Annotated in this window: 18 protein-coding genes and 2 pseudogenes; 16 read left to right on the forward strand and 4 right to left on the reverse strand. The window is 63.1% G+C overall.

Annotated features, from left to right (window positions below):
- The gene (locus X727_RS145810; RefSeq protein ID WP_023672328.1) at positions 1–315 is read right to left on the reverse strand and encodes a MocE family 2Fe-2S type ferredoxin; all 315 of its coding nucleotides are present in this window, start codon (positions 313–315) and stop codon (positions 1–3) included.
- An 84-nt stretch (positions 316–399) separates the two neighbouring features.
- A pseudogene (locus X727_RS01000000164855) lies at positions 400–1,453 on the reverse strand (fatty acid desaturase family protein).
- A 174-nt stretch (positions 1,454–1,627) separates the two neighbouring features.
- On the opposite strand from X727_RS01000000164855, the gene X727_RS145805 reads away from it, so the two are divergent.
- The 12 genes from X727_RS145805 to X727_RS145755 all read left to right on the forward strand — a co-directional run bounded on the left by X727_RS145805 (position 1,628) and on the right by X727_RS145755 (position 11,123).
- Positions 1,628–2,659 (forward strand): LacI family DNA-binding transcriptional regulator, encoded by a 1,032-nt coding sequence (locus X727_RS145805; protein WP_023695982.1) that lies wholly within the window; start codon positions 1,628–1,630, stop codon positions 2,657–2,659.
- Between the two features lie 373 nt (positions 2,660–3,032).
- On the forward strand, positions 3,033–3,974 hold the full coding sequence (locus X727_RS145800; RefSeq protein WP_023684065.1) for a sugar ABC transporter substrate-binding protein: 942 nt from the start codon (positions 3,033–3,035) through the stop codon (positions 3,972–3,974).
- Between the two features lie 107 nt (positions 3,975–4,081).
- Positions 4,082–5,158, forward strand: coding sequence for an ABC transporter permease (locus X727_RS145795; RefSeq protein ID WP_023687413.1), 1,077 nt, complete (start codon positions 4,082–4,084; stop codon positions 5,156–5,158).
- Positions 5,159–5,160: 2 nt separating this feature from the next.
- Entirely contained in the window at positions 5,161–5,943 is a 783-nt protein-coding gene (locus X727_RS145790; protein WP_027049093.1) for an ATP-binding cassette domain-containing protein, read from the forward strand.
- Positions 5,944–6,056: 113 nt separating this feature from the next.
- Positions 6,057–7,052: an inositol 2-dehydrogenase gene (gene iolG, locus X727_RS145785; RefSeq protein ID WP_023672333.1), complete on the forward strand. Its 996-nt coding sequence runs from the start codon at positions 6,057–6,059 to the stop codon at positions 7,050–7,052.
- A gap of 30 nt (positions 7,053–7,082) precedes the next feature.
- Entirely contained in the window at positions 7,083–7,877 is a 795-nt protein-coding gene (locus X727_RS145780; RefSeq protein WP_023672334.1) for an SDR family oxidoreductase, read from the forward strand.
- Positions 7,878–7,948: 71 nt separating this feature from the next.
- A complete protein-coding gene (locus tag X727_RS145775; RefSeq protein ID WP_023834613.1) occupies positions 7,949–8,212 on the forward strand; it encodes a type II toxin-antitoxin system prevent-host-death family antitoxin in 264 nt (87 codons plus the stop codon).
- On the forward strand, positions 8,209–8,631 hold the full coding sequence (locus X727_RS145770; protein WP_023672336.1) for a type II toxin-antitoxin system VapC family toxin: 423 nt from the start codon (positions 8,209–8,211) through the stop codon (positions 8,629–8,631). Before X727_RS145775 ends, X727_RS145770 begins: the two co-directional genes overlap by 4 nt.
- 257 nt (positions 8,632–8,888) lie before the next feature.
- Positions 8,889–9,014 carry a hypothetical protein gene (locus tag X727_RS1000000169635; protein ID WP_280800225.1) on the forward strand — a complete coding sequence of 42 codons (126 nt, stop codon included), beginning with the start codon at positions 8,889–8,891 and terminating at the stop codon, positions 9,012–9,014.
- A gap of 89 nt (positions 9,015–9,103) precedes the next feature.
- Entirely contained in the window at positions 9,104–10,195 is a 1,092-nt protein-coding gene (locus tag X727_RS145765) for a 3-deoxy-7-phosphoheptulonate synthase (RefSeq protein ID WP_023834614.1), read from the forward strand.
- Between the two features lie 75 nt (positions 10,196–10,270).
- Positions 10,271–10,630: a helix-turn-helix domain-containing protein gene (locus tag X727_RS145760; protein ID WP_023672338.1), complete on the forward strand. Its 360-nt coding sequence runs from the start codon at positions 10,271–10,273 to the stop codon at positions 10,628–10,630.
- The gene (locus X727_RS145755; protein ID WP_023672339.1) at positions 10,608–11,123 is read left to right on the forward strand and encodes an SRPBCC domain-containing protein; all 516 of its coding nucleotides are present in this window, start codon (positions 10,608–10,610) and stop codon (positions 11,121–11,123) included. Before X727_RS145760 ends, X727_RS145755 begins: the two co-directional genes overlap by 23 nt.
- A 115-nt stretch (positions 11,124–11,238) precedes the next feature.
- On the opposite strand, the gene X727_RS145750 is transcribed toward X727_RS145755, so the two are convergent.
- Positions 11,239–11,874 (reverse strand): LysE family translocator, encoded by a 636-nt coding sequence (locus tag X727_RS145750; protein ID WP_023834615.1) that lies wholly within the window; start codon positions 11,872–11,874, stop codon positions 11,239–11,241.
- A gap of 126 nt (positions 11,875–12,000) precedes the next feature.
- On the opposite strand from X727_RS145750, the gene X727_RS145745 reads away from it, so the two are divergent.
- Positions 12,001–12,699: a YafY family protein gene (locus tag X727_RS145745; RefSeq protein WP_023672341.1), complete on the forward strand. Its 699-nt coding sequence runs from the start codon at positions 12,001–12,003 to the stop codon at positions 12,697–12,699.
- Positions 12,700–12,710: 11 nt separating this feature from the next.
- Here the strand turns inward: X727_RS145745 and X727_RS145740 are convergent, their stop codons facing one another.
- A complete protein-coding gene (locus X727_RS145740) occupies positions 12,711–13,820 on the reverse strand; it encodes a Gfo/Idh/MocA family oxidoreductase (protein ID WP_023687403.1) in 1,110 nt (369 codons plus the stop codon).
- A 213-nt stretch (positions 13,821–14,033) separates the two neighbouring features.
- On the opposite strand from X727_RS145740, the gene X727_RS145735 reads away from it, so the two are divergent.
- The 3 genes and pseudogenes from X727_RS145735 to iolD all read left to right on the forward strand — a co-directional run bounded on the left by X727_RS145735 (position 14,034) and on the right by iolD (position 18,849).
- On the forward strand, positions 14,034–14,879 hold the full coding sequence (locus tag X727_RS145735) for a MurR/RpiR family transcriptional regulator (RefSeq protein WP_023672343.1): 846 nt from the start codon (positions 14,034–14,036) through the stop codon (positions 14,877–14,879).
- A 152-nt stretch (positions 14,880–15,031) separates the two neighbouring features.
- Complete coding sequence (gene iolC, locus X727_RS145730; protein ID WP_023808065.1) at positions 15,032–16,966, forward strand: 5-dehydro-2-deoxygluconokinase; 1,935 nt, start codon at positions 15,032–15,034, stop codon at positions 16,964–16,966.
- A gap of 33 nt (positions 16,967–16,999) precedes the next feature.
- A pseudogene (gene iolD / locus X727_RS01000000164860) lies at positions 17,000–18,849 on the forward strand (3D-(3,5/4)-trihydroxycyclohexane-1,2-dione acylhydrolase (decyclizing)).
- Positions 18,850–18,919 lie beyond the last annotated feature (70 nt).

Here is an 18,919-nt window from a genome sequence, read left to right on the forward strand (position 1 = left end):
CTATCCGATCTGGATCAGCACTTTGCCGGCCTCGACCTTTACCGGATAGGTGGCGAGATTGACGCAAACCGGCGCGCCGCGTGCCGCCCCCGTCTTGTAATTGAAGCGGCCATTGTGCTTGGGGCACTCGATGATGTCATCCATCACCAGCCCGTCGGCCAGATGCACCTTTTCGTGCGTGCACAGGCCATCGGTGGCGAAGTAGTCGTCATCGGGGCTGCGATAGATGGCGAAGGTGCGGCCGCCATGGTCGAAGCGCATCACATCTTCTTCGTCGATGTCGCCGGCAGCACAGGCTTCGATCCAGTCGCTCATGTGTTCCTCCCAAAAGCAATTCCAGGAAAGTGCGTTGCGGTTTTCCGTTCGGAGTTGCGTCAAAACAAAAGCTTAATCGCGCGATCATTCCGCCGCGGCGGTGACGGCGTCGTTGTGGAGTTCCTCGCGATAGGGCCGCGCCGTCGGCGGCAGTTCGCGCTTGAGGAAATAGTCCTCGTTGCGCAGCTGGCGCAAAAAGGCCGGGATCATCTCGCGGTAGCCGGCCAGGATCGACGGCGTCGGCGCCGGCAGATCGTGCTTGATCAGCGCATGCAGTTTAGGCAGCGCATGATAGGGCACCATCGGGAACATGTGGTGTTCGACGTGATAGTTCATGTTCCAGTAGATGAAGCGGCTGACCGGGTTCATGTAGACGGTGCGGCTGTTCAGCCGGTGGTCGATGACATTTTCCGCGAGCCCGCCATGCTGCAGCAGGCCGACCATGACATGATGCCAGGCGCCGTAGAGCCGGGGCAGCCCGACCAGCATCAGCGGCAGCCATGAACCGAAATAAAGCGCCAGCGCGATCGTCACGGCATAGATCGCCGTCCAGATGCGGGCGATGCGAATGGCTTTAGGCTGCTCCTGTTCGGGGATAAAAGTCTTTTCCGCCGCGCTGATATTTCCGGCGGCATTGCGCAGCATGTCCGACATCGCATGCCAGGCATCCAGCACGCCGATAAAGCCAAGCGCGACCCGGAACAGATCCGGCGGCCGCATAACGGAGATTTCCGGGTCGCGGCCGACGATGATGGTGTCGGTGTGGTGGCGGGTGTGGCTCCAGCGCCAGGTCACCGGATTGCGCATGATCATGAAGCAGGCGATCTGGTAGACCGCGTCGTTCAAGATCGGAAGAGCACACGTCTNCGCCATAGACGAAGAAGAACGGCACGCACCACCAGCTGCCCCAGAACCAGGCGCCGCCGGCGGCACTCAGGATCAGCGCGGCGAGCCAGATCGTGGTGTCGCGGATCGCCGGCCCATCGGAGCGCTGCATCAGCTCCTTCATCTGCTTGCGCGGAATATCGGTGTGATACCACTCGGCCGCCGACAGGCCGGTCTCGACGGCGAGCTTGGCGTCGCGGCCGATCAGGCTGTAGTCGCGCCGGGACGGTGGTGTGGATAGTGTCGCTTCCATAGGGGCTGCCTCCGTCGGCCACAGCATCCGTCAGGACGGATATGTCCATTACAGGCGCCTGTGTCCGAGCGCAAAATAGCGCCATGCGGTGATAGTCTCAATATCACAAAGATAGTTTCTATCATTTTCCATCAGAACGATGTAAGCAGTTGCAGGCACTCATGCGGGACAGTCATGGCAAAACGGCCAACCATCACCGATCTGGCGCGCATCTCCGGCGTTAGCGTCGCCACTGTCGACAGGGTGCTGAACAACCGGCTGCCGGTGCGCGAGGAAACCGCGCGCCGCGTCTATGAGGCGGCGACCGGCATCGGCTACCACGCCGCCGGGCTGATCAAGCGGCGCATGCGCCAGGAATTGCCGGAATACCGCCTCGGCTTTCTGCTGCTGCGGGGCAATGATGTTTTTTACGGCGATTTCGCGAGGGAGCTAGAAATGGCGGTCTCGCAATCGCAGCGCTTCCGCGGCGTCGCCACCATCGATTTCGCCAGCTCGCTAGCCGCCGACGAGATCGCCGCCCAGATGCGCAAGCTGGCAGCGAAATCCAGAGCAATCGCCGTTGTCGGTCCGGACCATCCGACGCTGACGGCGGTCGTGGAGTCGCTGAAAGCGAGGGGGCAACCTGTCTTCTCGCTGCTGTCCGACTTTGCCGCTGGCATCCGTGAGGGATATGTCGGCCTCGACAATCGGAAGGTCGGTCGCACCGCGGCCTGGATGATCGCCAGGGCGGCAAAGAACCCCGGCAAGGTCGCCCTTTTCGTCGGCAGTCATCGCTTCCACGGCCATGAACTGCGCGAGATCGGATTTCGCTCCTTCTTCCGCGAACATGCGCCGGACTTCACGGTGATGGAAACGCTGGTCAATCTGGAAGCCAACCAGGTCACCCACGATGCGATGATCGATCTCCTGGTGCGGTATCCGGATATTGCCGGCTGCTATGTCGCCGGCGGCGGCATGGAAGGCGCGGTCTCGGCGCTGCGCGCAGCGAAGCCCGCAAACATGCCGGTGGTCGTCTGCAACGAGATCAACGCCGAATCGCGCGCGGCACTCGCCGACAACATCCTGACAATGGTGATCTCGACGCCGCTCGCCGCCTTGTGCCGCGAGCTTGTCGACCTGATGGCGCATTCCATCGAGGCCGGCGCCGCCAACGCGCCGGGCCAGACCTTTCTGCCCTTCGACATCTATCTGCCGGAAAATATCTAACGCGTTGCCGCGCCGACCCGTTCGGCGTGGGCTCTCCCGGCGATGATAGAATCTATCAGAGTCTGCCTTCAGACTCGGCCTGGGCCGCTGTCGGCCTTGATTCGACGTGAAATTGCGGCGCGGCGACCGAAAATCCGCTTTCCGACTTAGGAATCGCTCTTGACGTCTCGCGAAAAAATGGAATAAATATTTCATCAGATTGGTATTTTGGTTCTTTCGTTCCGGAACATCTGTTTCAAACTGGGAGCCTGGCGTTCCATCCCTTGGACAAAACGCCATACGGAACAGGAAGGCATCAGGGAGAGATTCCTCGGGCTATCGGGGATTCCGGGTAGATCGGTGCAGCCGGACACCAATGTGGAGGAGAAACACAATGAAGAAACTGATTTTGGGCGTCGCCTTTGCGGCGCTGATGAGTTCGTCCGCTTTTGCCGCCAAGGTCGGCGTGTCGATGGCCAAGTTCGACGACAACTTCCTCACCGTGCTGCGCAACGGCATGATCGAGCAGGCCAAGGGCATGAGCGGCGTGGAACTGCAGGTCGAGGACGCGCAGAACGACGTCGCCAAGCAGCTCGACCAGATCAAGAACTTCGCCGCCTCGGGCGTCGACGCCATCATCGTCAACCCGGTCGATACCTCGGCCACGCAGGCGATGTCGGACGCCGCCGCAGCCGCCAAGATCCCGTTGGTCTATGTCAACCGCCAGCCGGTCAATGTCGACACGCTGCCGGACAACCAGGCCTTCGTCGCGTCGAACGAGGCCGATTCCGGCACGCTCGAGACCAAGGAAGTCTGCCGCCTGTTCACCGAGGCCGGCAAGAAGGAGGCCAATGTCTATGTCATCATGGGCGAGCTTTCCAACCAGGCCGCCGTGCAGCGCACCAAGGACATCGAAGAGGTGATCGCCACGCCGGAGTGCAGCTTCATCAAGATCATCGACAAGCAGACTTCGAACTGGAACCGCGACGAAGCGCAGAACCTGATGACCAACTGGCTGTCAACCGGCAAGCCGTTCGACGGCGTCATCGCCAACAATGACGAAAGCGCCATCGGCGCCATCCAGGCGATGAAGGCCGCCAACATCGACATGAAGACGGTCGTCGTCGGCGGTGTCGACGCCACGCAGGACGCGCTTGCCGCCATGCAGGCCGGCGACCTCGATGCCACCGTGTTCCAGGATGCGGCCGGCCAGGGCGCCGGCGCTCTGGACGCAGCGCTGAAGCTCGCCAAGGGCGAGAAGGTCGAGCACAAGGTCTACGTGCCCTTCCAACTCGTGACGCCAGCCAACATCGACAAGTTCCTGAAGAAGAACTGAGCCGGCGACTCGTTCGACTAACGGAGCGGCGCATCAATCGCGCCGCTCCCGTTTCCCTCACCGCCCTTACGTGCGGGAGGGCAAATGCCGCCTCACGGAGGACAGACATGTCACAGACATCTCATGGCGTCGGCGGGGTCAGCTATGACGCGAAGAGGCGGACATGGCCGGCCGAATTCAACGTCTTCCTGGCGCTGGTCATTCTGGTCGTCATCTTCGAAATGATCGGCCGCATCTTTCTTGGCGACAGCTTCCTGTTCAACACGCGCGACAACGTCGCCGGGATCTTCAATGAGGCCCGCCTGCAGATCATCATCCTGCAGGTGTCGATCGTCGGCATCATCGCCATCGGCGTCACGCAGGTGATCATTTGCGGCGGCATCGACTTGTCCTCGGGCTCGATCGTCGGCGCCACCGCCATGATCGCCATGAGTTTTGCCCAGGTGGCGACGGTCAACGGCAACCCCAACCCCAAGGCGATGTTCCTGGCGCAAGGCTGGACCGACCTGCCGGTCATCGTGCCGGTACTAGTCGCCATCGGCTGTGGTCTGCTCGCCGGTCTCGTCAACGGCTCCTTGATTGCATACACGCGCATTCCGCCGTTCATCGCCACGCTCGGCATGATGGTGACCGCGCGCGGCATTGCCAAATGGTGGTCCAAGGGTCAGCCGATCTCGTTTCCGACCGAAAGTTTCGCTGGTATCGGCAAGGGCCTGATGCCGGTCATCATCTTCCTGTCGCTGGCGGTGCTGTTCCAGTTGATCATGACCTACACACGCTACGGCAAGCACTGCTACGCCATCGGCTCCAACGAGGATGCCGCGCGCATGTCGGGCATCAAGATCGCCAACCACAAGATCCTCGTCTATGTCATTGCCGGCATCCTCGCCGCGCTGGCCGCCGTCGTGCTCTCCTCCAAGAACCTGACAGCACAGTCCGGCATGGGCGTCATGTACGAGCTCGACGCCATCGCCATGGCGGTCATCGGCGGCGTCTCTTTGTCGGGCGGCCGCGGCTCGATCGTCGGCACCGTGATCGGCTCGCTGATCTTCGGCGTCATCATTTCCGGCTTCACCTTCCTGCGCCTCGACGCCTACTATCAGGAGATGGTCAAGGGCGTGATCATCGTCGGCGCGGTCGTTCTCGACCAATGGCGCCAGCGCATGCGGGCATTGAGGGCTTGACCATGCCAGATATCTCCACGACAGACATCGTCCTGAAGACCGAAAACCTGACCAAACGCTATGGCGGCGTCCATGCGCTGGAAGGCGCGAATTTCGAGCTGCGCAAGGGCGAGCATGTCGCCATCATGGGCGACAATGGCGCCGGCAAATCCACCTTCGTGCGCCAGATCACCGCCGTCGAGCAGCGCACCAGCGGCCAGATCTGGTTCGACGGCAGGGAAGTGAATTTTGCCGGGCCGATCGAAGCGCGCACGGCGGGCATCGAGACCGTGTTCCAGAACCTGGCGCTGGCCGACGATCTCGACGTGCCGTCGAACCTGTTCCTCGGCCGCGAAAAGGTGCTTTTCAATCTCGGCCCGTTCTCGATCCTCGACCGCAAATACATGCGCAAGGCGACCGAGGCGGCGCTGATCCGCACGGCAGTGAAAATCCCCAATTTGTCCAACACCATTCGCCACATGTCGGGCGGCCAGCGCCAGTGCGTTGCGATCGCCCGGACCGCGACCTTCGCCTCCAAGCTGATCATCATGGACGAGCCGACGGCAGCCCTTGGCGTGCAGGAGACGGCGCAGGTCGAGAACATCATCCGCACGCTGAAGGACAATGGCGAGCCGCTGATCCTGATCAGCCACAACATGCGCCAGGTGTTCGACCTGTGCGACCGCATCGTCGTCTTCCGGCGCGGCCGCATCGTCGCCAACCTGCGCAAGGAAAACACCGACGGCAACGACATCGTCTCCTACATCACCGGCGCCAAGACCGGGGAGGCGGAACTCGCGGCCTGAACAGGATGGTCATCCTGTTTTCTGGCGTGCTCGAAAAATTATCTTGCCACCTTTCTCAAAAGGAAGGTGGAGACACAACTCTCTCGAACCCATCCCCCTAGAGGAAATACCCCATGACTGTTCGTTTCGCCCTCCTCGGTGCCGGCCGCATCGGCAAGGTCCATGCCCGCGCCGTCGGCTCCAACCCGCAGGCCAGACTGGTGGCCGTTGCCGACGCTTTTGAAAAGGCGGCGACCGAGTTGGCAACCGCCTATGGCGCCGAAGTGCGCACCATCGACGCGATCGAGAAGGCCAAGGACATCGACGCCGTGGTCATCTGCACGCCGACCGACACCCATGCCGATCTGATCGAGCGTTTCGCCAAGGCCGGCAAGGCGATCTTCTGCGAGAAGCCGATCGACCTCGACGTCAAGCGCGTCGAGAAGTGCCTGGCCGTGGTCGACAAGGCCAAGGCGACGCTGATGGTCGGCTTCAACCGCCGCTTCGATCCGCACTTCGCCGCCGTGCGCAAGGCGATCGACGACGGCGCCATCGGTACTGTCGAGATGGTCACCATCACCTCGCGCGATCCGGGCGCGCCGCCGGTCGATTACATCAAGCGCTCGGGCGGCATTTTTCGCGACATGACCATCCACGATTTCGACATGGCGCGCTTCCTGCTCGGCGAAGAGGTGGCGGCGGTCAGCGCCCATGCTTCGGTGCTGGTCGACAAGAAGATCGGCGAGGCCGGCGATTTCGATTCGGTCAGCGTCATCCTCGAAACCGCGTCCGGGAAGCAGGCCGTCATCTCCAATTCGCGCCGCGCCACCTATGGCTACGACCAGCGCATCGAGGTGCATGGCTCCAAAGGCATGGTCGCCGCCGAAAACCAGCGGCCGGTGTCGATAGAGGTCGCCAACGAGAAGGGCTATACGCGCCCGCCGCTGCACGATTTCTTCATGACCCGCTATCTCGACGCCTACGCCATCGAGATTGCCGCTTTCATCACTGCTGCAACCTCGGGCAAGAAGGCATCGCCGAGCGGCGCCGACGGCCTCGTGGCGCTGAAGCTGGCCGATGCCGCGCTGAAGTCGGCGACATCAGGCAAGACCGTCCGTCTCGACAAGTAAGAACCGGAACCAAGGCACAGGAGCAGAGCGATGAGCACATCCGCCGATCGCAATTCGAACACGCGCGCCATCGTCACCGGCGGTGCGCAAGGCATCGGCTTTGCCGTCGCCGAAGCGCTGGCCGACGAGGGCTGCAAGGCGCTGGCGCTCATCGGCCGCTCGCAGGAGAAGGGCGACAAGGCGGTCGCCCACTTCAAGAAGGCCGGCGTCGATGCGATCTTCATCAGCGCCGACGTCTCGAAAGTGGCGGACTGCAAGCGTGCGGTGGCAACCGCGATCTCGCATTTCGGCACCATCAACGCGCTGGTCAACGCCGCCGCCACGTCCGCGCGTGGTTCACTTGTCGAAACTTCGGAAGAGGTGTTCGACCAGATTTTCCACACCAATGTGCGTGGTCCCTTCTTCCTGATGCAGGGCGTGGTGGCGCATCTGCTGGACAAGAAGGCGCCGGGCTCGATCGTCAACGTGCTGTCGATGTCGGCACATTGCGGCCAGTCGTTCCTTGCGCCCTATTCCTCGAGCAAGGGCGCGCTGGCGACGCTGACCAAGAACGTCGCCAACGCCTATCGTTTCAACCGCATCCGCTGCAACGCCGTGCTGCCGGGCTGGATGGACACCGAGGGCGAGGACATCGTGCAGAAGAAATGGCACGGTGCCTCCGACGACTGGCTGGCAAAGGCAGAGGCCGGCCAGCCCATGGGCCAACTGGTGAAGCCCGACCAACTGGCGCGGCTGATCAGCTACATGGCCAGCCCGCAATCCGGTGTCATGACCGGCTCGCTGGTTGACTACGACCAGAACGTCGCGGGGACCTCGCCGGAGTAGCCTCAAACCCTGTTGCAGCAACATCGCCATTCCCACATAGTCCTGATAGTCAGGCTAGTCACGAGCATGCGATGCTAACGTCATCCAAAGACACCAACTGGACGGTTGCCGGGGCAAAAGCCCGGCTCTCCGAGGTCATCGAGCGCGCACAGTCCTTGCCGCAGACGATCACCAAGAACGGCAAACCAAGGGTGGTTGTCGTCTCGGCCGAGGAATGGCAGCGCAAGATCGCACGCAAGGGTACGCTTGCCGAGTTCCTGCTGGACTCGCCGCTGCGCGGCGCCGATCTCGAGCTTGAACGTCAGCGCGACGAACCGCGTGACCTGCCGCAGTGAGACTGCTGCTCGACACGAATGTCCTGTCCGAGGTGACGAGGCCAGCGCCTGACGCACGTGTCCTGGGCTGGCTGGACGAGCTTGATGAGGACCGCTCCTTCATCAGCGTAGTGTCGATCGCCGAGATCCGGCGCGGCGTCTCTCTGATGGATGAGGGCCGCAAACGCGAGGCGCTGGCCGAATGGCTCGCCCGGGACCTGCCCCAGCGCTTCGAACAGCGGGTTTTGCCGGTGGACGATGCGGTTGCCTTGGCCTGGGGCGACCTGATGGGTCTTGCGAAGCGCCGCGGTCGTGGTCTGTCGTCGATGGACGGCCTGATCGCAGCCACTGCGATTGCGCACGAGCTCACCTTGGCAACGTGCAATACGAAAGATTTCGAAGGCTTTGGGCTTGAACTCTTCGATCCCTGGACCGCATGAGCCGCTCCGCGTTATACGTGTTGGCGATTGGCGAACCGCCGGCACTTCGTCATCCACGGGCGGAGCAAGGAGCGTGGCGACGCAGCGCAGACCCGAGGATCCATGCCGCGACTTCAGAGCGCTGCTACGGTCCAGAATTCTGCTCTGCCGCACTCCACGGCCCAGGTCACGGAATGGATCCCAGGGTCTCCGCGACGGAGCTTCGCTCCTGCTCCGCCCAGGGATGACGAAATCGCGAGGATTCGGCCAATCCCGAATTGTCTCCGCATACCCCACGTGACAAGCGCCTCGGCATCGACTATATGAACCTCATGATCAACCTGACCGCCACCTATTGGTACTTTACGAGCTCGCTGGCGGCGGGAGGATTGCGCTCGATCTGAAGATTGCAGCAACAAGTCCGAACAGCCGCCAGACCTGGCGGCTTTTTTGTATCAGCCGGCAGGTCTCCTAAAAACAGGAGCAGAAAGCCGTGTTGACCACCACAGACGATCTTCGGGTCAAGGAAATCCGAGAATTGAGTACGCCGGACGAGGTGATGCGGGAGATCCCGCGCACGCTGACGGCAACGCGCACCGTGAGCGCATCACGCAACGCCACCCATGCCATCTTGAACGGCACCGACGACCGGCTGCTTGTCATCGTCGGCCCGTGTTCGATCCACGACCCGGTCGCGGCCGTTGACTATGCCAGCCGGCTAGTGGCGCTGCGCGAGACCCTGTCCGACCGGTTGGAGATCGTCATGCGGGTCTATTTCGAAAAGCCGCGCACGACTGTCGGCTGGAAGGGCCTTATCAACGATCCCGATCTCGACGGCAGCTTCAACATCGACAAGGGGCTGCGGATGGCGCGCAACGTGCTGTCGGCGGTCAACAATCTCGGCCTGCCCTCGGCCACCGAATTTCTCGACATGACGACGCCGCAATACATTGCCGACCTCGTCGCCTGGCGCGCCATCGGCGCGCGCACCACCGAGAGCCAGATCCACCGCGAACTGGCTTCCGGCCTGTCCTGCCCGGTCGGCTTCAAGAACGGCACCGACGGCAATCTCAGGATCGCCGCCGAGGCGGTGAAATCCGCCGCCCAGCCGCATCATTTCATGGCGGTGACCAAGGGCGGACGCAGCGGCATTGCGACTACTACCGGCAATGAGGACTGCCACGTCATCCTGCGCGGCGGCGTTCAGCCGAATTACGATTCGGCGAGCGTCGAGGCGGCCTCGGTCGAACTTGCCCGCATCGGCGTCGCCCCCCGTCTGATGATCGATGTCAGCCACGCGAACTCGAGCAAGAAGCCGGAGAACCAGCCGAAGGTGGCGGCCGATGTCGCCGGCCATGTGGCAGCAGGGGACGAGCGTATCATCGGCGTCATGATCGAGAGCAATCTCGTCGCCGGCCGGCAGGACGTGGTATCAGGCAAGCCGCTCGTCTATGGCCAGAGCATCACAGATGGCTGCATCGACTGGGCGACCACAGAGACGGTGCTGCACGGCCTCGCCGGCGCCGTAGAATGGCGCCGCTCAGCCCGCCGCGCCATGATGGAGAACCGGCCGGGCGCCGCCTGATACGAGGCGATGCGCGGGAAGGACGCTGCGGCTCCCCTTGCACCCCGGCAACCGGTCTGCTAAATACTGAACCGTATGGTTCAGTATACCGACTTGGATTCCTCGTTCGCCGCGCTCTCGGACGCCACCCGGCGTGGCGTTCTGGAGCAGCTCGGACGCGCAGACGCTTCGATCACCGAGCTTGCCGGAAAGTTCCACATGACCCTCACGGGCATGAAGAAGCACGTCGGCGTCCTGGAGCAGGCGGGGCTCGTCACCACGCAGAAGGTTGGCCGCGTGCGGACCTGCAAGCTCGGCCTGCGCGGACTGGAGGAAGAGGCGGCCTGGATCGAGCGGCACCGCCTGCTCTGGGACGCACGCTTCAACGAGTTGGACAAGGTTGTCGAGGAATTGAAACGGAAGGAGAAAGCCGATGCGCCAAAGAACCGAGAGTGAGCCCACGAACAGCCGCACCACGGTCGAACGGAAGTCCGAACGGGAGCTGGTCGTCACGCGAACGGTCAACGGTCCGGCGCGCATCGTGTTCGAGGCGTGGACCAAGCCCGAGCTGTTCAAGCAGTGGTGGGTGCCGAAGTCGATGGGCATGTTCCTGCGTTCATGCGAGATGGATGCTCGTACCGGAGGCACGTACCGCCTGGTGTTCGGCCACGACGCCTCGGACCTTCACGAATTCTTCGGCAGGTATATCGAAGTGACACCCCACTCACGCCTCGTCTGGACCAATGAGGAAGGTGGTGACGGTGGACCCGTCACCACGCTGACCTTCGAGGAAAAGGGTGGCAAGACGCTGCTGGTCATGCACGAACTCTATCCCTCGAAGGAGGCTCTCGACGCGGCCGGTACCGGGGCGGCGGATGCGATGGGCGAGACGTTCGAGCAATTGGACGAGCTTCTCGTCGTCTTGGGCGAGGGCGTGAGGCGGTCATGACGTCATCGGTCTCGCGGACGGGGTAGCTGCCGCCCTCGACGACGAAAAGACCGGGACAGTGATCCGCAAGCGCCGCACCGAGGCGAAGAAACGCGGCGTCATCGCTTGATCGGGATCACGCTGCCCTCAACCCTTCCCATGCCGTAAACACCGAGACAGCAAACAGCAGCAGTCCGGCCGCCCGGCCCGCAAAAGCGGTCGCCCGCGGATTGGCCACCAGCAGATTGCGGCTGCGGCCGGCGGTGATGGCGAGCCCGCCATAGATGGCGGCCTGCGTCAGCATCGTCAGCAAGCCCATGACCGTCGCCTGCATCCAGATCGGGCCGTAATCCGGCTTCAGGAACTGCGGATAGACGGCAAATATGAAGAGATAGGCCTTCGGGTTGATCAGGCAGGTCACCAGTCCCTGGCGAAAGGCCTTCCAGGCCGTACGGCTGCCGGCGGGCCCGTCGTGGCCGACGGTGATGGAACTGCGCATCAGCGAGATGCCGATGAAGGCCATGTAGGCGGCGCCGGCTATCAGCAGCGGCTTGTACAGGATCGGTACGAAATGCATCAGCAGGCCGACGCCGATGGCGCCGTTCAGCGTGTGCACGATGCCGCCGACCATGATGCCACCGGTGGCGGCGAGGCCCCGGTCGCGGCCGCCGGTGAGCGCATTGGCAAGCACGAACAGCATGTCCATCCCGGGTACGATGATGATGCCGTACAGCAGGATAAAGAACAGCCAGAGATTTTCCGCGTAGCTCATGTCAGTTGCCTGTCGCTTCCTGCTGGGGTGCCGTGGAGGAATTTGTTGATTTTCAACCCGATAGGCAGTCCAATAAATCATCCCAACTGACGGGGATGTGTCAGTAGCGTTCATCAGGGAGAGGAAATGCGCAAGGCGTCGCGGCTGTTCGAGATTATCCAGATCCTGCGGCTGGCGCGGCAGCCGGTGACGGCAGCCATGATCGCCGGGCAGCTGGAAGTCACGATGCGTTCGATCTATCGCGACATCGCCGCACTGCAGGCAATGCGCGTGCCGATCGAAGGCGGGCGCGGTATCGGCTACATATTGCGGCCCGGCTTCGACCTGCCGCCGCTGATGTTTTCGATCGAGGAGATGGAAGCGATCGTCCTGTCGCTCGCCCTGCTGGAGCGCACGGGAGACAGCGAACTCAAGCAGGCGGCCAAGCGCGTCAGCGCCAAGATCGCCAGCGCCGTGCCGCCGCCGTTGCGCCAGGCGTTCGACGCCAACGCGCTGCATGTCTGGGGGTTCGCAGCACCGGCAATCGGCACCATCGATCTGGCGCTTGTGCGCCGCGCCATCCGCGACGAGGAAAAGCTCGACCTGTCCTATCGCGACGAAATCGGCCGCGCCTCCGAGCGGCTGATCCGTCCAATCGCGCTGATCTACTATTCAGAAACCGCCAACATCGTCGCCTGGTGCGAATTGCGCCAGGCCATCCGCAATTTCCGCAGCGACCGCATCGCGGATTGCCGGGCGACCGGCCTGCGCTTCAAGGGCGAAGGCGATCGCCTGCGCCAGGTCTGGGTCAGTGGCTGGGAGGCGAACGCTGTCGCTGGCGGCTGAAGCGAGCGGGTTTACCGCACATCCACCCAGCGCTCTTCCTCGAACGACCTCGCCATCGCGTGCACGGTGCGCTCGATCTCCAGCCCTTCGGCAAATTCGATGACCCGTGCCGGCTTGCCGGCAAGCCGCGTCAGCAATTCGTGGCACTCGATGATCTTGAGGTCGTTGAAACCGAGCCCATGGCCCGGCGCCGGGAGGAAGGCGTCGTAAGGCTTGTGGTGCGGCGCCACCAATATGGTGCGGTAGCCCTGTTCGGTCGGGCGATCGGCGGTGACGTAGAGCTGGATTTCGTTCATCCGCTCCTGGTCGAACAGGATCGATCCCTTGGAGCCGAAAATCTGTATGGCGATGCGGCCCTTGCGGCCCCAGGCCGAGCGGTTGACCAGCAGCGTGCCGGCAATGCCGTTTTCCAGATGCATCAAAACGCTGGCGATGTCGTAGGTCTCCACCGCACGGCGGCCGCCGCTGGCCAGCTTGCGGTCGACATAGGGTTTGGCCATGTCGCAGATGACTTTTGCGACGCGGCCGAACAGCGTCGAGACCAGCGACAGCGGATGCACGGCGAAATCGTCGAGCGCGCCATAGCCGGATGCGGCCTCATGCTTCCAGAAGAACAGCGCTTCGGGGTCGGCCATGAAGTCCTCGTCCATCTCGATGCGCAGATGGTTGACCTCGCCGATGATCTTTTCCTCGAGCAGCGCGCCGATGTGGCGGATGGCCGGGCTCTGTATGTAGTTGTAACCAAGCGCTGCGACCTTGCCGGACTTCTTCGCCGCGGCCGCCATCGCCGCTGCTTCGGCAAAGCTCGGCGCCATCGGCTTCTCGCACCACAGATGCTTGCCGGCTTCGAGAATAGCGATGGCCATCTCCGGATGGAACTGATTGGGCGTGGTCAGCGAGACGATATCGACCTCGGGGTCGTTGACGACGGCACGCCAGTCGCCCGACGCCTTGGCGAAGCCGAACTCACCGGCCTTGCGCTTGGCCAGCTCCTCGTTGACCTCGCCGAGATGGACCAGCTTCGGCTTGGCGACATCGGGAAAGACGGCACCGACGGCGCTCCACGCAATGGCGTGGCATTTGCCCATGAAACCCGTGCCGATAAGACCAACGCCGACCATTTCTTTCTCCCAATACCTGAAGCGATCGATGGATGAATTAGTCCATTTCTTCTCCGAATGGAATGTCTGCCTCATTTTTTATGGCCTTCTTGCGCAGGCTCGCTATGATGGGGCAGAGAGGACGTCACTTGAGTTAAAGAGAGCATGATGTCGTCCGAAAACCGCTGCACACTTTTCGGCATCATGCTCTAGATGAGCTTGGACGGGGCGACGATGGACGAACGGGTACCTCGCGACTTCGAGACGCTGCGCGCCACGATCCTCGATCGCCGTGAAACCTTGCCCAAGCGCATCGCCCAGATCGCCGCCTATGCGCTCGACAATCCCGATGACATCGCCTTCGGCACCGCCGCCAGCATCGCCGCTTCGGCGGGCGTGCAGCCGTCCACCTTGATCCGCTTTGCCCAGCAACTAGGCTTCGACGGCTTCACCAGCCTGCAGCAGGTGTTTCGCGAGCGGCTGCGCGAGCGCAATTCCTCTTATGACGAACGCCTGCAGGCGCTGCGCGCCAAGGCCGATGCGGGTGCTGGACACCGCGCCATCTTCGACGGCTTCGTCGCCGCCGCCAGCACTTCGCTCAACGACATCTCACGCTCGCTGGACGAGGCCCATCTGGAAGACGCAATTGCGCTGCTGGCCAAGGCCGAGACCATCTATGTCCTGGCCAAGCGCCGCTCCTATCCGGTGGCGAGCTACATCGCCTATGCGCTGGGCAAACTGAAGATCCGCAACCAGCTGATCGAATCCGCCGCCGGCCTCAATGCCGAAATGGTCGCCTTCGCCACCCCGGCGGACGCCGTCATCGCCATCAGCTTCTCGCCCTACGCACCGGCCACCATCGAGGAGGCCCGCACCATTTCCGAACAGGGCGTGCCGATCGTCGCCATCACCGACAGTTCGTTTTCGCCACTCGCCCAGTTCGCCAAGGTCTGGTTCGAGGTCGCCGAGGCCGATTTCGCCGGCTTCCGCTCGCTGTCGGCCACCATGGCGCTGGCCATGGCGCTCACCGTCGGCGTCGGCGAGAAGCGGCGCAGCACCGGAAAGAAGCGTAAGGCCTAGGCCGGCGCCCGGCGCTCGAATTCGCGGAGGAATGCTCATTCCATATTGACTATGGATTGGAATTATTATTTCATATTCCCGGCGCCACGCTGCCGCTCGCGCGTGTCCCCCAACTACGTTGCTCAAGACAACAAGACCGACGGGAGGTTCCAATGAGCGAAGCCATGGACGCCAAACAGGCGACGCTCGATGTCATCACCATCGGTCGCGCTTCCGTCGACCTTTACGGCCAGCAGATCGGCTCGCGGCTGGAGGACATCACCTCCTTCGCCAAATCGGTCGGCGGCTGCCCGGCCAACATCTCGGTTGGCACGGCGAGACTAGGCCTGCGCTCGGCGCTGCTCACCCGCGTCGGCGACGAGCAGATGGGCCGCTTCATCCGCGAGCAGCTCAGGCGCGAAGGCGTCAATGTCGATGGGCTCAAGACCGACCAGGAACGGCTGACGGCCCTGGTGCTGCTTTCGGTCGAGAGCGAAGGCGTCTCGCCAATGATCTTTTATCGCAGCGACTGCGCCGACATGGCGCTCGCCGAAGAAGACATCGATGAAGCCTTCATCGCCTCGGCCCGTTCCATCGTCGTCACCGGCACGCATTTTTCCCGGCCCAACAGCGACGCCGCCCAGCGCAAGGCGATCCGCATCATCAAGGCCAGGGGCGGCAAGGTGGTGTTCGACATCGACTACCGCCCCAACCTCTGGGGCCTCGCCGGCCATGCCGAAGGTTTTGAGCGCTATGTCAAATCCGACCGCGTCTCAGCCCAGCTGAAGACGGTGCTGCCCGATTGCGACCTCATCGTCGGCACCGAGGAAGAGATCATGATCGCCTCGGGCGCCGACGATTGCCTGAGCGCGCTGAAGACGATCCGCGCGCTGTCCAAGGCAACCATCGTACTGAAGCGCGGCGCCATGGGCTGCATCGTCTATGACGGGCCGGTCAGCGACGATCTGGAAGACGGTATCGTCGGCAAGGGCTTTCCGATCGAGATCTACAATGTGCTCGGCGCGGGTGATGCCTTCATGTCCGGTTTTCTGCGCGGCTGGCTCGGTGGCGAAAACCTGGCAACGGCGGCGACCTGGGCCAATGCCTGCGGCGCCTTCGCCGTGTCGCGGCTGCTCTGCGCGCCGGAATATCCGACCTTCGAGGAATTGCAGTTCTTCCTCAAGAACGGCAGCAAGCACTTAGCGTTGCGCAAGGACGAGGCGATCAACCACATCCATTGGGCGACGACCCGCCGCCGCGATATCCCCTCGATGATGGCGCTCGCCTGCGACCACCGTGTGCAGCTTGAGGACGTCGCGGCAAAGACCGGCGCCGATCCGGCGCGCATCCGCGATTTCAAGGTGCTGGCGGTCAAGGCTGCGGCGAAAGTCGCCGCCGGCCGCGACGGCTATGGCATGCTGATCGACGAGAAGCATGGCCGCGAAGCGATGTTCGAATTCGCCCGCCACCCCTTTGCCTGGCTCGGCCGTCCCGTCGAACTGCCGGGCTCGCGGCCGCTGCGCTTCGAGTTCTCGCAGGACATCGGCTCGCAACTGGTGGAATGGCCGGTCGACCACTGCATCAAATGCCTGTGCTTCTATCACCCCGACGATCCGGCAGCGCTCAAGGATGAGCAGCAGCAGAAGCTGCGCTCGCTGTTCGAAGCCGCGCGGAAGGTCGGCCGGGAGCTTCTGGTCGAGATCATCGCCGGCAAGCACGGCAAGCTCGACGAAACGACCATCCCGCGCGCCCTGGAAGAACTCTATGCGCTTGGCATCAAGCCGGACTGGTGGAAGCTCGAACCGCAGGCGTCGGCCGGCGCCTGGGCCAAGATCGAAGCGGTGATCCTGAAGCACGATCCCTGGTGTCGTGGCGTCGTGCTGCTGGGTCTCGAAGCGCCGCAGGACGAACTGGAAGCGGCCTTTGCCGCCACCGCCAAGGCACCGATCGTCAAGGGCTTTGCCGTCGGCCGCACCATCTTCGTCCACGCCGCCGAACAATGGCTGGCGGGCAAGATGACGGATGACGAGGCTATCGCCGACATGGCCGCGCGCTTCGAACAGTTGACCGAAGCGTGGCTTGCCGCGCGTGGCCGTAAAGCAGCATAAAGGCGCGGCAAGAGGACTGCGGAGGAAAACACCATGAGCAAGACAATCCGCCTGACGATGGCGCAGGCGCTGACCCGCTTTCTGAGCAAGCAGATNCCGAGATCGACGGCAGACGAGTGCCCATCTTCGGCGGTGTGTGGGCGATCTTCGGTCACGGCAATGTCGCCGGCATCGGCGAGGCGCTGTACCAGCTGCGCGACGAATTGCCGACCTTCCGCGCCCACAATGAGCAGGCGATGGCGCATGCGGCGATCGCCTATGGCAAGGCCAATTTCCGCCGCCGCTTCATGGCCGCGACCTCTTCGATCGGCCCCGGTGCGCTCAACATGGTGACGGCGGCGGCGCTCGCCCATGTAAACAGGTTGCCCGTCCTGTTTTTGCCGGGCGATGTCTTCGCCAACCGCATTCCCGACCCGGTGCTGCAGCAGGCCGAGGACTTTTCCGACGGCACCGCGACGGTCAATGACTGCTTCCGTCCGGTGTCGCGCTATTTCGACCGCATCACCCGTCCCGAGCAGATCATCCCGGCATTGGCGCGGACCATGCAGGTGCTGACCGATCCGGCGGAATGCGGCCCGGTGACGCTGTCGCTCTGCCAGGACGTGCAGGCCGAGGCCTATGACTATCCCGAGAGCTTTTTCGCCGAGCGCGTCTGGCACCAGCGCCGTCCGCGTCCGGACCGGCATGAATTGGCGGCGGCGGTCACCGCGCTGAAGGGTGCGAAAAAACCGCTGATCATCGCCGGCGGCGGCGTGCTGTATTCGCAGGCTTCGGATGAACTGGCGAAATTCGCCGAGAGCGCCGGCATTCCGGTCTGCGAGACGCAAGGCGGCAAATCCTCGCTGCCCGACACACATCCGCTCAACATGGCGGCGGTCGGCGTCACCGGCACGTCCGCGGCCAACCGGCTGGCGGAAGAAGCCGATGTCGTGCTCGCCATCGGCACCCGCCTGCAGGATTTCACCACCGGCTCGTGGGCGCTGTTCAAGAACTCCGGCAAGACCATCATCGGGCTCAACGTGCAGCCTTTCGACGCCGGCAAGCACCGCGCGCTGCCGCTGGTCGCCGATGCGGCCGAAGGGCTCGCCGAACTCGGTGCTGCGCTGGGGAAGTGGAAAGCACCGGCGACATGGACCGACAATGCGACCCAAGGAAAGAAGGCCTGGCAGGCCGAAGCCTCCAAGGTGACGGCGTCGACCAACGCCGCCTTCCCTTCGGACGCGCAGGTGATCGGCGCCGTGCAGCGCGCGCTCGGGTCCGGCGTAACGCTGCTGAATGCGTCGGGCGGCCTGCCGGGCGAGTTGCACAAGCTCTGGCAGGCAGGCGCGCCCGGCTCGTACCATGGCGAATATGGCTTCTCGACCATGGGCTACGAGATTGCCGGCGGGCTCGGCGCCAAGATGGCCAAGCCCGACCAGGAGGTCGTCGTCATGGTCGGGGACGGCTCATACCTCATGATGAATTCCGAAATCGCCACGTCGGTGATGCTCGGCCTGAAGCTGACCATAGTGGTGCTCGACAACAGGGGTTATGGCTGCATCAACCGGCTGCAGATGGCCACCGGCGGCGCCAACTTCAACAACCTCCTGAAGGACGCGCGCCACGAGATCCTGCCCGACATCGACTTCGCCGCGCATGCGGCGAGCATGGGCGCTATTGCCGAGAAGGTGCCGTCGATCACCGGCCTGGAGACCGCGCTGCAAAAATCGAAAACCAACGACCGCACCACCGTGCTGGTCATCGACACCGACCCGCTGATTTCCACCGATGCCGGCGGCCATTGGTGGGATGTCGCGGTGCCGGAAGTCTCCGCACGGCCGCAGGTCAACGCAGCCCGCAAGGCCTATGACGAAAAGCGGCAGATGCAGACTATTGGCGATTGATGTAAATGCACCCGCCCCCTACCTCCCCCTTGTGGAGGTCGGACCGAAGGTCCGGTGGGGGTCTGGCGCC

Origin of the sequence: Mesorhizobium sp. L103C105A0, from assembly GCF_000502215.1 — a bacterium.
Lineage (GTDB): Bacteria > Pseudomonadota > Alphaproteobacteria > Rhizobiales > Rhizobiaceae > Mesorhizobium.